The following is a 17707-nucleotide window of genomic DNA, read 5'->3' as shown; positions in this document are numbered from 1 at the left end:
CTAAGATTTGGACATGATTCATGTTGCTCTCTATCAGCCTGCGATCCCGCCAAACACCGGTAACATTGCCCGCCAATGCGTGGGCATGAATGCCCATCTGCACATCATCGGCCCAACCAAGTTCGAAATCACCGACACCAATGCAAAACGTGCTGGGTTGGATTATTGGGATGATCTAACCATCACATTGCATGAGGATGATGACGCGTTCTTGGAATGGCTCGGTGATCGGCAACCATATTTAGTTACGAAGTTTGGCGAGATGCGGTTTGATGGGCCGGCGTATCAGGATGGGGATGTTTTGATTTTTGGGAATGAAAACACGGGGCTGCCAGAAAGCTGGCGAGAGAAGTATGCGAAGACGTGTATTTATGTGCCGATCCCTGGGCCAGTGCGTTCTTACAATTTATCAAACACGGCTGCGATCGTTTTAACGCAAGCTTCCTTGAAAGCGGGATTATTGGACAAACATATTCTTGAGTAGTGGTTGGATTAAGGGTACGGATAACTGGTGGTTAGACACCTGTACAGATGATGTGCGTGACTATTTCAAACACCCTGCCACCGGCGGTGGCAGGCTTGAGTGGAGGGGGGAGGTGTCGTATTTGACAGATGCTGACATAAAAAAACCTCGCGGCATATGGCTGCGAGGTTTTGTTTTTTTGTTTGTTCAGTCGAATTAATCTTCGGGTACAAAATCGACGGTTTCGCCGATCGCGCGACGGTTGAAGCAGACATAGCGGGATGAGCCGTACTTGCGGAATTGGGTCTCGTAGCGTTTAGGTACGAGGATTGTGTTGGTTTCGTTCTGCATGACGATGAGTTTACGAGGTGCCCATTGACGGCGACGGGTTTCATCTAACTGGCCGTTAGATGAGAGATAGAGGATGTTGTTTTTGAGTTTGAATGTGCCGACTTCCGAGTCGTCCATGCCGTAGCCTACGAGCTTTTGGAGCGAGTAGAAGCCGTTTTCGTAGAGGATGAGGTCCCAGCCACCTGATGAGTTATGCATATACCAAGTGCCTTTGAGGCCGGAGGCTGCATCGTTGTAGGGTTCGTAGACATTGTAATAGTCGATGGCTGAGGGGTTGGATGGCGCAGAGCCGATGATCATGTCATCGACAGCATCGCTGCGGAAGAGGGAGCAGCCGGCTGCTGTGAGTATAACAGTGATAACGATGGAGGTCTGAAGAACTGCTTTCAGATGTTGCATGATCCCACCTTGGTCGTAAGAGCTGGACCGCCCTATTTAGTATATCGACCGCTGACGAGAGATCTGAAGTTCTCGAGGATTTGATTTTTGTTTGCGATACCCTTTATTTCGAATATATCACGATTGGGGTCTGCGCCGAACATGCGGATATGGATGCGGTAGATTGATAACTGGGGATTGTCGGAAGTTTTGGTTTCGTACGCGGCAATGTCCAGATAATGATACGTAGGGAGTTGGTTGGCGGGATCGATGCTGGGGTAGTCATCGATTTGGCCGGTGGTGTCTTCGATGCGGCCGAAACGTTGGATGGTCCAATCTTCTTCGTGAAGTATTTGTTTGAGTTCAGGCCGTAAGGTGAGTGAGCCGGAAAGTGTGACGGTTTTAAGCGAGCCAATGTCGGATTTAACTTTAATGGACGGGCCGAGATTGCATGCAGTCAAGAGCAGGCTGAGTATTAAGATAGTCAGGATATGTTTTGGGGCACGCATGATGGGTTCAGTGTGAGCGATGTGGGGGGCATTGTCAATGGGTGGAATAGTGCTAGTTATAAGTTCTAGTGCTAGATAAGACGCAAGCGAGGTGTTTGTGTGGTTGCAGGTATTTACTTTTATATGGGATAACACCCCCGCACCAACGGACGGGGCTTGAGGTGGTGCTGATGTTAGTTAGATGCGGCCTCGATTGAACATCCAGTCATCTTTGGTAGCGATAGTTTGGATGTAGAGATCCGCATCGGCTTGAGAGAAGCAGCAGATGGTAACTTTTTTGGGGAAGTCTGTCTCAGGGTTAGGTGCGTAGTTTGAGAGGTAGCCGAAGATGTGGCCGAAGGCGATCTTGGCGGCGCGAGGTTTGGGGAAGTTGTAGACACCGGTGGCTATCGAGGGAAACGCGATCGTCTCTAACTTATGATTAGTCGTGAGTGTGAGAGCCTGCATGTAGCAGCTTGCGAGGAGTGTGTCCTCGAGGGTGTAACCGATCTTGGCGTTGACGTTGGGCTGACCTGGAAGAGGGTTGTCAGTCACTTCACGCCAGATGGGGCCGACGGTGTGGATGATGTGCTTGATACTGCGAGAAGCGAGGTTGAACGAGGGAGTGATGACGGCGAGCCCGGTTTTGCAGCCGTCGAGCGTTTTGTTGTGCTCGAGTAGCTCTGGGCCGGCGGCGTTGTGAATGGCGCCGTCGACACCTGACCCGCCTAGGAGAGATTCGTTGGCGGCATTGACAATCACATCAACATTGAGCGTGGTGATGTCGGCAACGAGAACCTCGATGCGCGAGAGGACAGGATCGTTTTCGGATTGCGGGAGGGGGATATCGCTCATGCGTATATTTTAGTGCGCTTTGAGAAAATACTCACACTTTGGGTTATTGGTTGATAACGAAAGTTTGCCAGCCATTGATCGTTGGATTGCAGAACACCCCACGACCGGCGGTCGTGGGCTTGAAGGACGTTTTAAAATACGTGAAAGCTTGGTTACGGAGAGGCTGGATTGCCTGCTTGGAGATCTGCAATCAGTCTATTAAAACAAGGTGTTGCTGTCGTCGGGTGAACGGAGGGCAACGGGCTTGTCGAGGACTTCTTTGAGGATTAAGGCGGTGCGGAGATCGTTGGTGGTGAGTTTGTCGAAATCCAAATCACTGGCTGTATTGAGTGATGAGGCGACACGTCTAGATGGACGCTGATATTGTGACGATTCTGCTTGCTGAGTTTGTTCGGATTGTGGCGAAGGAGGAGAGGAAGCGGTTTGAGGGGGTGGATCTTTGTGTTCGTGATGCCGATGTGCCCGAGCTGCTTCGGCGCGTTTTTGCTGTTCGAGACGGATACGTTGACGGCGTTCGTTTTCGCGTTGGCGTTGACGCTCTGCGGCCATGCGCTTTTGTTCGCGCTGCTGCCGGATGCGTGCTTGTTCGGCGGCTTGCCGCCTAGCTGTTACGTCGGAGTCGGGTTGTTGTGTTGGCGTTGGTGAGGACTGTGTGATGGGTGGGCGTTGATTGAGAGATTTCTGTTTCTTTTCGTACTCGGCTTTGGCTCGGGCGCGGGCGATGCGTTCAGCCATGGAGAGATTAGCGGGCTCGGTGTCGAAAGAACGGTTACCTGAACGGGCTTGCATTTCCTGTTGACGTTGATTGCTTTGCTGAGGCGAATTGCGGTTGGACTTTGCTTTTTGAGATTTGAGATATTCTTTGACGGCGTTTGCGATCGTCGAGCCAAAGATGATGACGAGCATGATAATCCAGAAAATGAGTTGGCCGCTGCCACCGCTGGGCTGGTTTTGTGCGAGGATGTTTGGGATTAGTGGGATCATCATGAGGTTTCCTGTTGGTTGCCAGTTGTAGGCATTCTAACAGGGGAAGAATGAAAAGGCGCTCACAAATGTGGGAAGAATGGGATTGGGATATGCGGGAGTGAAGAAATGGGTCTAGGGTCTGGAGCGAGATTGATAGAGATAAGACGTTTTTTTGCGCGTTGGGTCAAGGGCGGAGTTGGAAGTGTGGTGATATGAACAGGGGGGGTTAGTCGATGAGGAAGTAGGGGCGATTGGAGTGGGGGATGGCGAGTTGTTGGATTTTAACGCGGTAGACTGATTGAAGGATTTGTGGATTGAGGACGGTTTGCCAAGGGCCTGCGGCAGCGAGTGCGCCTTGATTGAGGAGGAGAACGTCGTCGGCGTGCCTGGCGGCGAGGTTGATGTCGTGGAGGACGACGAGGACGGCGAAGCCTGCGTCGGCGCGTTGACGAAGGACGGCCATCATTTGCTGGATGTGCCAAAGGTCGAGGTTGGAGCCGGGCTCATCGAGTAGGAATATTTTTAGGTTTTGAGAAGGCTGAGTGGCGGTTTTTTCGATTTCGGGATCGGTATAGCTTTGGGCGAGGGCGCGGGCGATGGTGACGCGTTGCTGCTGTCCGCCTGAGAGCTGGGAGAAGATTTTGTTGGCTTGTGGGTGGAGATCGCAGCGTTCGAGTGCCCAATCGACGGCTTGGGGGGATTGGCCGAGGGCGAAGCGCCCCATTTCGACGACTTGGCGAACGGTGTAGGCAAAGGAGAGCGTGGGGCGTTGAGGAACATAGCAGATGTGCTTGGCACGTTGGATGGGGGGTAGTGAGGAGACGGTTGTGTTGTAACCGAGTGGTGGAAGGAGGATTGAGCCTGTGGTGGGTGCGAGTTGGCCGAGCATGAGCTTGACGAGGGTGGATTTGCCGGCGGCGTTGGGGCCGATGAGGGCGGTGATGCGGCCGGGATGGAGTTGGAGAGAGATGTCGGTGAGGACGTGCGGGTTTGGTGGAGAAGGCGGATAAGCGAAGGAGACATTCTTAACGTCAAGGAAGACGTCTGAGGCGTCGGGCTGGGATATGGAGGTGGCGTCGGTCATCTTTTTTTTGCGTGCGGTGCGGATAAAGGAACAGGAAGATTATCGGCTGATTGTATCAATTATGGGTGAATGGGGGGATGCTAGGGGCGGATTGTGAGGGCGAAAGATGAGAGTCGGGGTGGTGCTGAGCGGTGATTGGGGAAGGGTGGAAAACAGGTGTGTGATTTTACATGGTTAGCCCTTATCTCGGGGGTGGATCTGGTCGATCTGGAGGATATGTGACGATTCGGATGCGAGACGCCCTATGAAAGAAGAGAAAATTAACGAAACGAAACAGATTGACTCGCCGGGTTCTGGTGAGGTGCTGGGATTGCTTGGTGATCTTGAGTCGAAGCTGCAGCAGCTGAAGAGTTGGCAGCAGGATCAGGAGTCGAGCAAGGAGCGGCTGGAGAGTGAAGCTGCGCGCATTGAGGACGATCGGAATAAGCTGGAAGGGCTGACCGAGGAGCTTGGTGCGCGACGGGCGGAGCTTGAGGAACGCGAACGTCAGCATGATGAAAAGGTGAAGCTGCACGATCAGGAGCAGGCGCTGCTGGAGGAGCGGCATCAGCTTGTTGAACAATTGCAGCAAGATGCGGACAAGCAGAAAGTTGAATTAAAAGGCCAATGGGAAGAACTTCGCGGAAGGCAAGAGGAACAATCTGCGCGTGAAGAAGATCTACAGGGGCGGATTGGTGAAGTTGAATCAGCGCAGCAAAAGCTGAATGAACAGCGGGATCGTTTGGATCTGTGGAAGAATGAACTTGAGGGATTGAAGGGGGAGTTGGCAAAGGATCGCGGGGATCTGAAGGAAAAAGTGGCGGGGTATACGAAAGAAAACGAAGCATTAGAAGAAGCGCGTGTGAAGCTTGCGGAAGCGAAACAAGCTTATGAGGACGACCGCCAAAAACTGGACCATTGCTGGGCAGAATTCCGAGACAGTGAGCAATCACTGCAGGATCTTGAGGCTGATATCAGCCAACGGCGAGAGGCGATTGATCGAGATGAGCAATCACACAGCGGATCTAAGCGTAAGTTAGAAGAAGAACGCGGTGCATTCGAACAGGATCGTGAGAAGTTTACGGCTGTGCTGGATGAGATTGAGCAGACTCGTGAAGATCTGAATCACCTGCAAAAACTAGTTGATGATGATCGTGAGAAACTCACGAAACGTGAAGCAGATTTTGAGCAGCAATATAGTGAGTTTGATTCGCAAAAAGATGTTCATGCCAAACTGATTGAAGAGCAGCACGAAGAAGTGCGGCAGTCTCGTGAGGCAGTGGAACAAGAACAGGTCGCGATTGCACAGATGCGAGAAGAAGCTGAAGCTGTGCGCGGCGAGGTTGATGCGGAACGCGAAGCAGTTGTTGGGCAGAAAAAAGAATTTGAGAAGCACAAATTTGAGTTGCAGATGCGAGAAGATGCGCTGAAAGCGCAGGAGCAGCAGCTTGATCAGACACGCCACAAACTTGCAGAGCAGGCGGCGAATCTGGCGGATTCTGAAGAAGGATCTGAGCAATTTGAAATTCTGCGCGGCGAGTTGGATGCGATGGGGACAGAGAATGAGAAGCTCAGAAATGAGCTTGAAACAGGACGCGGCCGACTGACAGAACTTGAAGATTTACTGCATACACAGTCGGACGCGCTTGAAGGCCAGACGGCTGACGCAGATAAGTTGCTGAGCGAAATTGAAACACGCGAGCATGCATTGGGCGAACGGGAAGCTGCGCTTGAGGTCATGGAAAGTGAACTGAAGGCGAAGCGAGAGCAGTTATCATCCGCGGCGGCACATGAAGGTGAGTTTGTTGAAGAATTGCAGCAGCGTTCGGATCAACTTGAAGAGCAGAATCATCAACTGACCGAGGAGTTGGAGTTATACAAGCAGCAGGCGGCTGAGTTTGAGCGCAAACGTGAGCAGCTTGAAGAAAAACAGAAATCATTCAAGCAGATTCTGGCTCAGGGCAAGGAACAACTGGAACAAGAAAAAGCGAAGCTTAAAGAGAAAGAAGCAGAACTTGAAGCGCGAGGTGAAAGCAACGGGGCGGACGGACAGATTGATGGCATGGAGCTGAAGCACATGCACCGGCGCATGGAGCGGCTGAAGACATTGAAGCGGCTACTGAAGAAACGCGATTTTGAGTTGCGTCAGGTGGAAGTGAATGTTGAATCAACCAATGCGCAGCAGTTGGGCGTTGAGAAAGAACGTCAGATGCTGATGGATGTGAAGAAGTTTCTGGAGCAATCTGAGACGGAGATGGTCAAACGCTGGGCGACAGCGAAAGCGACAACGCAGGTGTTACTGCTGATCTTTGCAGTGATCGGTTCGGCGCTGTTTTCGTATGCTGCGGCGATGAGGCTGGAAAAGCCGACGTATGAGGCCACAGCGGGACTAACGTTTGATCCCATGCGTGTGACGACGGCGAAGGCAGATGATTTGCCGGTGAGTGGGAATAATACGATTAAAGATCAGGGATGGCTGCCGCAACAGCGTAAGGTACTGATGAGCGATCCTGTGCTGAAGGAAGCGGTGGCTCAGCTGCAACAGATGAATATCAAGTCATACAATGTGGCGAATCTTAAAGAAGTCTTGGGTGAAGGTTTGAAAGTAAGCGGCACAGCGCCGATGATGAAGTTGTCATACCAGACGACAGATAAGGATCGTGCGGTTCCGCTGCTGAAAGCGATGACGCGAGCGTTTATGGCGTATCAGCTAGCTCAGGATCAGATTCTCAATAGGACGGATTCGACTGAGATTACGGACGCGGCGGCGCTGCGAAGTGAGCCAGTGAAAGATGAATCGCTGCGACTGGCGGGGATGATTATGGGTGGAATGCTGGGAGCTGGGTTGGTGCTGTTCATCTTGATGAAGATCTGGCTGACAAAGACGAAGGGGATATTCGAGTCTAACGCGGCACCGGAGCTTCAGATGCTCGACAAACCGGAGACATGGTCACCGCTCAGCCGAGGTGGATGAGTGAGGTGAAGGAAATCCACAATCTATAATGAATAACACAAGAGCCCTTAACGGGCTCTTTTTTATTGAGATGGGTATGGGTATAGCTGGTGGAGAGGGTGTGGGTAGGCAGATGAAGTGATGAGAATGGGGAATGTGTGGGGGATAAAAAAGTGGATTTGTAGGGCAATACGGGTAGTTTTCCACTAAAAACAAGAGCTGCTGGGCTGAATATGGGGATGAAGCCTGAGCAAAATAACAGATGGAGTGCGTGAGTTCGCATCGAAGGGCGGGTTACGCTAGAATATGGAACCCAATTCATGCCGACCTGGTAGCTGAGGATCGGAAGATGGTTCCGAGCGCGTCGGTTGACAGGACGGGTGTGCTCACTAAACTATTCCGTTCACAATCCTTCCATAGACGATTCGCGTCTATATGGGGTACTAATTACGGATTTAAGACGATGAATCGCCAGACTTATCTCGCAAAAAATAATGAAGTAAAGCAGGATTGGCTGCTGGTTGACGCCTCAGACAAGGTTCTGGGTCGCATGGCTACCGAGATTGCTGTAATCCTGATGGGTAAGAACAAGCCAACTTACACACCACACCATGATGTGGGTGATTTTGTTGTGATTACCAATGCTGCCAAGATCAAGCTGACAGGCAACAAGTTTGACCAGAAGTTTTACGAAACTTACTCGGGTCATCCATCTGGTCGTAAACTCTACTCATACCGTGAGTTGGTAGAGAAGAAGCCAGAATTGTTGATTAAGCTTGCAGTTCGCCGCATGCTGCCTAAGAACAAGCTCGCTACTAAGATGCTGAGCAAGTTGAAGGTATATGCTGGTGAAGAACATCCACATCAGGCTCAACAGCCAACAGTGCACGAACTAAAATCCGCCTAATCGCGGCTAATCCATCGATCAGTAGAGACTGAAGCATTATGGAAGAAATAAAGATCAACGCAGAAGCAGAAGCAGTTGAAATCGCTCGCCCACTCGCAGAGCCGGCAAAGCGTGACAAGGGTGGATTCGTATGGGGCACAGGCCGCCGTAAGAGTTCAGTCGCACGTGTACGCGTTCGCCCAGGCGAAGGCAAGTTCCTTGTGAACAACCGTGAAGTCGATGACTACTTCTCCGAGCCACAACACCGCGAAGATTGCCGCAAGGCTTTGGACGCAACCAAGACTCTTGGCCAACTGGACATATTCGTCAATGTTGGTGGCGGTGGTATCACCGGCCAGTCCGGAGCGATCCTACTTGGTGTTGCCCGTGCATTGAAAGGTTACGACCCTGCTCTAGAGCAGGCATTGCGTGATCTGAACTACTTGACTCGTGACCCACGTAAGGTTGAACGTAAGAAATACGGTCAACGTGGTGCACGTCGTCGATTCCAGTTCTCCAAGCGTTAATCCCCTTGGATTCTGCACGAAAGCTGGACAGCTTCCACCCAAAATTTGGTATTACAAAGCCTACGAGATTCTCGTGGGCTTTTTTTTATGTAATACGATTGCGAATGCTGCAACCAGAACAGTCGGCATCACGGCGGGTGAAAAAGCCTGAAATAAAACAATGAGAACTGTGGTTATGTGAACAGAGGGCACATGACAAGGCAATCAGAGCAACGCTTTTGTCACTGCTAGCACGATGAAGATTGATGCTGGTATGAACGAACCAATTCCCTCCCCATAAACCGGAGCTGAGCGGCACGCCTGTGTTTGCTCAGCTTTTTTATTGAGCGGTTTAGGCTGAAGCCTGTTTGGCTCGTACGATCGTGATGATAATAATCACGGTCCCGGCAATGGCTAATCCAAATCCGAGTATGCCGCCAAAGATGATGCTGAGCAGCGCGAGAACGAATGGTAGCACTGGCAACTTTCCGATAGCCAAGACAACAGAAGATTGATTCTGCACGTTATCTGGATATGTGACATTGATGTTGTATTTGGCGTTTGGATTTACAACATTAAAAGAAGCGATGCTATAGCCGCTGCGTGAAGGCAGGTTATATGTCGTGCTACCTTTGGGATCAACGACAGGGATGATGCTCTGCGATTGCAAATCTGTAACGGTAATGGTCATCTCGGGAGATTGGTTGCGTGAACTAAACACACGACCTTTTACTTGGCTGGTGTATTCATAAAAAATGGTTTTCCTGCCGGGCTCTTTAAATGAAAGCGTTTCGCTGCCGGGGATGATGACGCGCTGCAGATCGGGAGATACGAACGAGACGATGCCGCGATAGCCAACGACACCTGCACTGATCATGATGAGTAATGAAAACACTAAACAGATCACCGCAAGCAAGTACCACAATTTGCTAGGTTTCTTTTTCAATTCACTCATGACGACTCCCGAAATGATTAAGCGTTCGCTTAATGGGATAATTTCTTAATCGGCTTATAACGATGGCAGTCGGTGGTATGATCATTGACCATGCCGATAGCTTGCATTAGAGCATAGCATATCGTCGAGCCAATAAACTTAAATCCTCGCTTTTTTAGATCCTTGGACATTTGATCTGAAATGTCGGTTTTAGCTGGTATCTCTTTAAGTGTTTTAAACGTGTTTTGGATGGGCTTTTGATCGACGAAGGACCAGATGTATTTATCGAATGAACCGAATTCTTTCTGAACTTTGAGAAAAGCCTTTGCGTTGGTGACGGCCGCATTGACTTTGAGTCGATTACGCACAATGCCGGGGTCTTGGAGTAGCTTTTCGATTTTGGTTTCAGTGAAACGAGCAACCTTTACGGGATCAAAATCGGCGAAAACTTTCTTGTAGTGCTCACGTTTTTTCAGGATCGTTATCCATGAAAGGCCTGCTTGTGCACCTTCAAGAATCAGAAACTCAAAGAGCAAACGATCATCGTGAACTGGGACACCCCACTCATGGTCATGGTACGCTTGATACAGTTCATCATTGGAACACCACTCACAACGCTTAATCGTGGAAGATTTAGATTTAGCCAATGCTAGCTCCTTGTGATCATCATATCGTCACCAGAAAATTGGTTTTCGAATACCTAACACATACCATACATTTTTCAGTATAATTCTGCAATCTCAAACTATGAATTATCCGTGCGCAATAAAAAAAACCCCATGAAAACATGGGGTTTTAGATAATTTATCGTTGTAAATTAGACATCCAGATTCTTGACTTCCAGTGCATGGTCTTCGATGTACTTACGGCGAGGTTCTACATCTTCACCCATGAGGACACTGAAGAGCTTTTCAGCTTCGCTGGCTGAATCCCAAGTAACACGGAGAAGCACACGGTTTTCTGGGTTCATTGTTGTGTCCCAGAGTTGATCTGCATCCATTTCGCCTAGACCTTTGAAGCGTTTAATTTCCATGCCGTGTTTACCGGTTTCGAGAACGCCTGAGATGATCTCGCTGAGATTAACAGCTGAACGGTTGTGTTCAACACCTTTGTTATCGATGGTTACGATATCAAATTTGGCGGGCACTTCTTCGCCGGTCACGGCTTGCTCACGCTTAACGAACCAGTCATCAAGCACGATGTGGCCATCTGCAAGATCATGAAGCTTACGAAGCAAACGCTCGATGTCTTTGACTTCATGAAGCTCTTTTCGTTTGCTTTTAATTTTTTTCGGCCTAGCGGCTTGAGCTTCTTCGCTGCCATCTTCGCCGATGACTTGATCGAATTCGGGATCCTCAGCGTGGAGTCCGTGCTTCTGTTTGAAATCTTCTTCCTGTTGTTCGTTCCAGAAGAAGTAATCCCCTGCCAGATCACCCGCAGCATCCGAGATGGGGACGTTGAGGTGGATGCGAGGCATACGGTTTTCGCTCTTAGGATCGTCACCGCGTAAGGAAGCCAATTCTCTTAGTGTTAGGCCGCGACGCTCAATGATGGACACGAAATCACTAACTTGTTCAACCGCATGAAAAACCTGTTTAAATTCAGCGGGCTGAATACGTTTGAGCTCTGACCTATCTTGCGAATAGATTGCTAATTGCGACTCACCTGTACCGAGCTGGCCGAGGACTTTGTGCATGCGCTTTTCATTGAGGACATACTCGCTCTTCTTGCCACGACTTACTTGATAGAGGGGAGGCTGTGCGATGTAGATGTGGCCACCTCGGATAAGGTCTGGCATCTGACGGAAGAAGAAGGTAAGCAAAAGTGTGCGGATGTGGGAGCCGTCGACGTCGGCGTCGGTCATGATGATAATCTTGCCATAACGCAACGAATCGAGGCTAAAATCATCAGCACCAATGCCACACTTAAGGGCTTGGATAATGGTACGAATTTCTTCGAAGCCAAGGATTTTATCGAGGCGAGCTTTTTCGACATTGAGGATCTTACCCTTAAGTGGAAGGATGGCCTGCGTTCTGTGATCGCGTCCACCTTTGGCACTGCCGCCAGCGGAGTCACCTTCGACGAGGTAGATTTCAGAGTCTTTAACTTCTTTGCTTGTGCAGTCGTAAAGTTTACCGGGAAGGCCGCCTGCATCGAGTGCGCCTTTACGACGTGTGAGGTCACGGGCTTTGCGGGCTGCTTCACGCGCTTGTGCGGCACCGGCTGCCTTCATGCAGATTTTTTTTGCGTTTGAAGGGTTTTCTTCACACCATGTGCCGATGGCTTGGCCAACACTTGTATTGACGAATGATTCGACTTCTGCGTTGCCGAGCTTGGTCTTAGTTTGGCCTTCGAATTGAGGCTCGCTGACCTTGACGGAGATGACAGCACACAGACCTTCACGAAGGTCGTCACCAGAAGGAACGACACCGCCTTTAAGCAGATTATTGCTTCGTGCGTAATTGTTGAGGGTACGCGTAAGTGCGACTTTGAAGCCGGAGAGGTGTGTGCCGCCTTCAATGGTATTAATGTTGTTTGCGAAGGTCAGCAGCTGCTCATTGTATGAGTCGTTGTACTGCATCGAGACTTCACAGACGAGGCCTTGCGGTTCATCTTCGGCTCTGAAGTAAATGGGGTCGTGTAGCGGCTCTTTGCCCTCGTTGAGTGCGGTCACAAAAGAAGCGATGCCATCTGGAAAGCAGTACTCAACACGTCTGCCATCACCTCGTTCATCTTCGATGATGATATTGAGGCCGGGGTTGAGGTAAGCGAGTTCTTTGAGACGGGCACTGAGTGTTTCAAAGCGATACTCAATTTCCGGAAATATTTCGTTGTCAGGCTTGAAAGAAATTTTCGTGCCAGTCTTTGAGCGTTCGCCGATGACGTGGAGTTCTTCAGAAACGTGACCACGTTCAAAGCTCATCGCATTTAGATTGCCATCACGCGCGACTTCAACTTCCATCCATTCACTGAGTGCGTTGACAACAGAAGCGCCGACGCCGTGAAGACCGCCGGAAACTTTATAGGCATCGTTTTCGAACTTACCGCCGGCGTGAAGAACCGTGAGGATAATCTCAACGGTGGGACGGCCCTGATGCTGCGGGTTGTTGCCTTTGAATGGGCCAACAGGGATACCAGAACCATCGTCGATGACGGTGATCGAGTTGTCTGCGTTGATTTTGACTTGGATGTTGTCACAACGACCTGCCATGTGCTCATCGATCGAGTTGTCGACAATTTCATAGACGAGGTGATGCAGACCACGCGCGGTGGTGTCACCGATGTACATACCGGGGCGTTTACGGACAGCTTCAAGGCCTTCAAGGACCTTAATCTGCTCTTCGCCGTAGACGTTTTGCTTCTGTATTTCTGCGTCGCCCTGAGGGGTGGCGTTCTGGTTCTCAGCACCTTCAGTCATGTGCCTGCGTTCCTGTCTGTGTTATGGTGATGCCAGCTTGTAAACCTCCCCGAAACCGCACGCGGCCAACCTCGTCCAATGCTGCCATCTCGCAAGTTATCAAGAACCTAATTTTACCACATACAGCCCCACCTAGCCAACACAAAGAGCCTTAACTTAAGTCTATATGAATAAGCTACTTAGATCTATCAAAATGGGGTTAAATTGGGTATCGGCTACACCCCGTCCAAAACCCTGTCATTTCACCCGAAAATGCCTGTCTTAACGGCACTTCTCCTGCTGGCATTCTTACCTGATCCGTCTGTTATTCACCCGCTTTTAGGATCTTCTGACCGAGCATATCCTGCAAGCCATTCAATTCCGGATCAAGCTCCGGACGATATTTGCCAGCTTCGTTTTCAAGCTTGAGACGGGCCTTCTCCCACACTCGCACAGCGTCACCCTTGCGGCCAAGCTCCCAATACGCGTCACCCAAATGACTTTGAATCACCGGATACTCGCCATCGGTACTCTGTGTTGCCTTCTCAAGCCAAACGACCGCATCTTCATACTGCTCAAGCTTGTAGTAAGCCCAACCTAGCGAGTCCATATATGCGCCATTTTCTGGCTCAACTTTCAGAGCTCGCTCGATCATCGATTTGGCTTCTTCGAGGTTCTCGCCCCGCATCACCCAACGATACCCCAATTGGTTATTGACAGGCCCATGATCCGGATTGATCTTGAGCACTTCAAGCATCAGCTGCTCTGATTTGCCTTCGTTGCCAACACTATCAACAAGCAACGACCACTGGAATGCGATGTCGGCTGCCTGCTTGGGGAAACGCACAATCGCGGCCTTCATTTCATCATCGCCCTGCCCTTCCATATCAACACGGTGCAGAGCGGACCAAAGCATGCCTGCGATCACATGCGGCTGTTCAAGTGATGGATCTGCAATCATGCGACCTAGTATTGCAGCGGCCTCAAGATCTTTTTTCCATGCTACATAGAGTGAAGCCAATTGCAGATCACGCGCGTGATTGGTTGGCTCCAAACGGATCATCTTCTCGGTATAAACAAATACCTTCTCCATGTTCTTGATCGATTTGAAGTAATCTGCGGCCAGCTTGAGAACTGCTGGATTTGCCGCATAAATCACGGCTTGCTGCTCGATAAATGCCGTGGCGTTTTCGACTTGATTATCGCGCATGTAAACCTGAATAAGCCTACCCATCACCTCGATATCTTGCGGATAATCTGCAAGTAATTCACGAAGAAGCCGTTCACCTGTTTTGATATCGCCCTGCGCCCCAGCAATTTCACCACGCTTCATACGAGCTAATCGACTATTAGGCAGAGAGCTCATCAAACGCGTGAGAATCCGTTGATATCGCGATTTCATATCACCCAACTCAAGTGCACGTTGCTCGTAGAGTTTGAACACCGCGGCATAGAGTTTCTCTGATTTAGGATGAGCACTTACAGCATCAAGTAAGGTTTGTTCACAAGGTTTTACAAGTCCCATCCTCACTTGTATATCAGCTTTGCCGAGCAGGATATCTACATCGTTGTTACCCGAATCAAGCGCGGTCTGATAGATCTCCAGCGCCTTCTTCATCTTGCTTTGCTGCTCAAACATCCTTGCACGCAATTGAACAACTTCAGAACTATGCCGGTTCGATTGTGGGGCGCCATCAAGTAATTCAGTAGCCCGGTTGTACCGCCGCATGACAAGCATCATCTTGGTTAATTCGAGGCGAGCGACCATTAATTCTGGCGCTTTATTGAAAGCATTTTCAAAGGCGACACTTGCGCTGGGCATATCTGCCTTTGCAGCTTTTGAGAGGCCGTAGATAACCTGCACTTCCGCACGTAAACGATCCTCTTCACTCATTGCATCAATGACGTGCTCAACCTGATTCCAATCACCAACATACGTAAGCATCATGCGTGCATACTCACCTGCCTTATTGGGCGCACCCTCCATCGCAAGCAGACAGATATTGAGCCCTTCACGGACACGTACCTCATGATCGTATTTGCTGACATTTCTCGACTTATCTTCGACATCCACATAAACCCATTGCCGCAGAAGATGCTCATAAACCACTTCGTTTTCTGGGTTATTTTTCAGATGTTCGACCAGTAATAACTTGCCTCGGGTATCCTGATAGGTCTCGCTGATGACAATTGCTAACTGGTCATCCTGTTGATTCGATTCGTTGTAGACTTCCAGCAAACGAGCAATCAAATCATCACGCTCAACACCTGCATCAATGACCCAATCCACAATCTGCTGGTGATCTGCTTGCGGTTTTTTTTGACGCAATATGCCTGAAATTTGACTAAGTGCGCCTGTTTCGTCATCTAACCGAAGCTTTGTATAGGCCAGTCGTAGTCTGAGTTGTTCATTTTGCCGTAAGCCGTATTGCATCCCCTGCTCATACATCGCAAGCGCCGCTTCTGGCTCATTGAGTTGATTGCGTAAATCACCTGCCGCAAGCCAAACCAATCCGATCTGCCTGCCCACAAACATCAATCTCTGGCCATACAGTGTCCTCGCATTCACCCGCTTGGGTGATACAAGAAATCCTTCAAGCATATCGCTGGCTGCATAGAGATACCCGCCACGCCTCATTGCAGAAGCTAGGTAGTGTTGAGTCAGCGGCAGCATTGCCCCGTCAGCTTTCACTTCTCCGCTGCTTAATTTCTGATATACCCGCCCGAGCAAAGCGATTGCGGTATCCCAATTCCCCTCTTCCATTTCATACCAGCCAACCCAATGCATTGCCTCAACATCGCCCGGATTCTGCTTAAGCACGCGCTTAAAAAATCGTACACCCCTAGCCCGGTTGGCAGGATTGAGCATACTAACCCAACCCATCTGACGAATGATTGGGATATTGTCGGGTTCAATTTTGTAGGCTTGCAGGAAAAACTTCTGAGCGTTTTCATAATCCCGGCTCAACCATGCTTCCATCCCCTTTTCATACGCGATCGTTGCTTCGAGAGATGGCTCGCTCTTAACACTCTCAGGCACATCAACGTCACCCACCTCAACCGTGACCACATCCTCCAAGTCTTCGGCCCAAGTGAGTGTTTCACTTCCCTCCCAGAGGTGTTTATATACATCCAGTGACTCATCCGATTCTATCACCTGATTAGTATCAGATTCTGTATCGGTCTGGATAGCAGAATAGCCCTGCCCTTGTTCCTGCAATTCCTGCAGGTATTTAGGCAGAGCTACTCGTTGGATTACTTGTTCAATTGTTAGCTGCGCTTTTTCATCGAAAGATGCGATCGGCGCAATACGCTCAGCAATAAGACCGTTAGGAACAGTAACCTCGCGGCCACCTGACTTACTCGCCATCCGCTGATAAGACTGCGCAGCTTCTGGGCTGCTCACTTCAGCTTTTTCAGGCTTGGTTGCAGCCGGGGTCTTAATCGTTCCCTCGCCAGCAGGCAGTACCCCACAAGAAGCGATCACGCCAAACATTGCCGATACTGCAATCAACCCAGTCTTTGGTCTATTCATCTGTCACCTTGCCAAGCGTAATCCCTTTCGCTCGATTCAAAGCTTCAGGGGATTACTTTGTTCAGCGGATAGCTGAATATCGCTTTTGCACCGGCTCGCATCAGTTGTGGAACGATCTCACGTTCGATCTTAATGTCAACGATCACTTCGATCGCAACCCACGCATTATCTGCAAGCTGGTTCACCGTTGGCGACTGCTCCGAAGGCAGCAATTGCAATACAGCATCCAGGTTCGTTTTCTCAACATTCATTTTCAGTCCGACCTTGGACTTGGCTGCGATTGCCCCTTGAAGAAGCAATGCCAAATCTTCGATCTTCTGACGCTTCCAAGGATTATTCCATGCATCCTTGTTAGCAATCAGACGTGTGGTCGAGCTTAAAAGTTCTGCCAACACTTTTAGTTTGTTCGCACGAAGTGAAGAGCCGGTCTCAGTCACGTCGACGATACCGTCAACAAGACGTGCCTTCACTTCAGTTGCACCCCAACTGAACTCGACCTTGGCGTTCACGCCTTTTTCTGCAAAGAAGCGTTTGGTCGTTTCAGGTAATTCGGTTGCAATGATCTTGCCTTCAAGATCCTCAACCTTATCGATGCCGCTTTCCTCAGCGACTGCCAGCACCCAACGAGCAGGCTTGCTGGTTGCCTTGGAATACTTCAATTCACAAACTTCGACGACGTCCGAATTATTCTCAATAACCCAGTCGTGGCCGGTAATTCCCATGTCCACCACACCGTCTTCTACATATCGGCTCATCTCTTGAGCACGGAACAGAACGCCGCTGATCTGATCATCGTCGATCTCAGGGATATAGGACCTGCTAGGCACTCGAACCCCATAACCTGCACGTGCAAACAGATCGACGGTTGCATCTTGAAGACTCCCCTTGGGGATGCCGATCTTCAACATCTTGTCTTGATTCTCACTCATCTT

At 50.0% G+C, this 17707-nt stretch carries 14 protein-coding genes; 4 read left to right on the top strand and 10 right to left on the bottom strand.

Annotated elements, in window-relative coordinates; genetic code table 11:
* Nucleotides 1-13: 13 nt before the first annotated feature.
* Entirely contained in the window at nt 14-484 is a 471-nt protein-coding gene (locus KS4_RS04670; RefSeq protein WP_145075298.1) for a tRNA (cytidine(34)-2'-O)-methyltransferase, read from the top strand.
* A gap of 195 nt (nt 485-679) precedes the next feature.
* Here KS4_RS04670 and KS4_RS04665 read toward each other — a convergent pair whose 3' ends face one another.
* From KS4_RS04665 to KS4_RS04645, 5 genes are all read right to left on the bottom strand, one after another.
* Nucleotides 680-1213 (bottom strand): hypothetical protein, encoded by a 534-nt coding sequence (locus KS4_RS04665; RefSeq protein WP_145075295.1) that lies wholly within the window; start codon nt 1211-1213, stop codon nt 680-682.
* 32 nt (nt 1214-1245) lie between these two features.
* Nucleotides 1246-1701 carry a hypothetical protein gene (locus KS4_RS04660; protein ID WP_145075292.1) on the bottom strand — a complete coding sequence of 152 codons (456 nt, stop codon included), beginning with the start codon at nt 1699-1701 and terminating at the stop codon, nt 1246-1248.
* A 177-nt stretch (nt 1702-1878) separates the two neighbouring features.
* Nucleotides 1879-2535, bottom strand: a complete 657-nt coding sequence (locus KS4_RS04655) for a macro domain-containing protein (protein WP_145075289.1) — start codon at nt 2533-2535, stop codon at nt 1879-1881.
* A 198-nt stretch (nt 2536-2733) separates the two neighbouring features.
* Nucleotides 2734-3522 carry a hypothetical protein gene (locus KS4_RS04650; RefSeq protein WP_145075286.1) on the bottom strand — a complete coding sequence of 263 codons (789 nt, stop codon included), beginning with the start codon at nt 3520-3522 and terminating at the stop codon, nt 2734-2736.
* A 205-nt stretch (nt 3523-3727) separates the two neighbouring features.
* Complete coding sequence (locus KS4_RS04645) at nt 3728-4585, bottom strand: ABC transporter ATP-binding protein (RefSeq protein WP_145075283.1); 858 nt, start codon at nt 4583-4585, stop codon at nt 3728-3730.
* Nucleotides 4586-4829: 244 nt separating this feature from the next.
* Between KS4_RS04645 and KS4_RS04640 the strand changes: the two genes are divergently transcribed.
* From KS4_RS04640 to rpsI, 3 genes are all read left to right on the top strand, one after another.
* Nucleotides 4830-7538, top strand: coding sequence for a hypothetical protein (locus KS4_RS04640; RefSeq protein WP_145075280.1), 2709 nt, complete (start codon nt 4830-4832; stop codon nt 7536-7538).
* Nucleotides 7539-7980: 442 nt separating this feature from the next.
* On the top strand, nt 7981-8424 hold the full coding sequence (gene rplM / locus KS4_RS04635; protein ID WP_145075277.1) for a 50S ribosomal protein L13: 444 nt from the start codon (nt 7981-7983) through the stop codon (nt 8422-8424).
* A gap of 38 nt (nt 8425-8462) precedes the next feature.
* Nucleotides 8463-8930 (top strand): 30S ribosomal protein S9, encoded by a 468-nt coding sequence (gene rpsI / locus KS4_RS04630; protein ID WP_145075275.1) that lies wholly within the window; start codon nt 8463-8465, stop codon nt 8928-8930.
* Nucleotides 8931-9261: 331 nt separating this feature from the next.
* On the opposite strand, the gene KS4_RS04625 is transcribed toward rpsI, so the two are convergent.
* From KS4_RS04625 to hisG, 5 genes are all read right to left on the bottom strand, one after another.
* Nucleotides 9262-9864: a hypothetical protein gene (locus KS4_RS04625; protein ID WP_145075272.1), complete on the bottom strand. Its 603-nt coding sequence runs from the start codon at nt 9862-9864 to the stop codon at nt 9262-9264.
* A 29-nt stretch (nt 9865-9893) separates the two neighbouring features.
* Nucleotides 9894-10490, bottom strand: coding sequence for a DNA-3-methyladenine glycosylase I (locus KS4_RS04620; RefSeq protein WP_234698853.1), 597 nt, complete (start codon nt 10488-10490; stop codon nt 9894-9896).
* A gap of 170 nt (nt 10491-10660) precedes the next feature.
* Nucleotides 10661-13261: a DNA topoisomerase (ATP-hydrolyzing) subunit B gene (gene gyrB, locus KS4_RS04615; protein ID WP_145075269.1), complete on the bottom strand. Its 2601-nt coding sequence runs from the start codon at nt 13259-13261 to the stop codon at nt 10661-10663.
* 304 nt (nt 13262-13565) lie between these two features.
* On the bottom strand, nt 13566-16775 hold the full coding sequence (locus KS4_RS04610) for a tetratricopeptide repeat protein (RefSeq protein ID WP_145075266.1): 3210 nt from the start codon (nt 16773-16775) through the stop codon (nt 13566-13568).
* A gap of 44 nt (nt 16776-16819) precedes the next feature.
* Nucleotides 16820-17704 (bottom strand): ATP phosphoribosyltransferase, encoded by an 885-nt coding sequence (gene hisG / locus KS4_RS04605; RefSeq protein WP_145075262.1) that lies wholly within the window; start codon nt 17702-17704, stop codon nt 16820-16822.
* Between the last annotated feature and the right edge of the window lie 3 nt (nt 17705-17707).

This window comes from Poriferisphaera corsica (assembly GCF_007747445.1).
GTDB lineage: Bacteria > Planctomycetota > Phycisphaerae > Phycisphaerales > Phycisphaeraceae > Poriferisphaera > Poriferisphaera corsica.
This window is presented reverse-complemented; position numbering and strand designations above follow the sequence as displayed.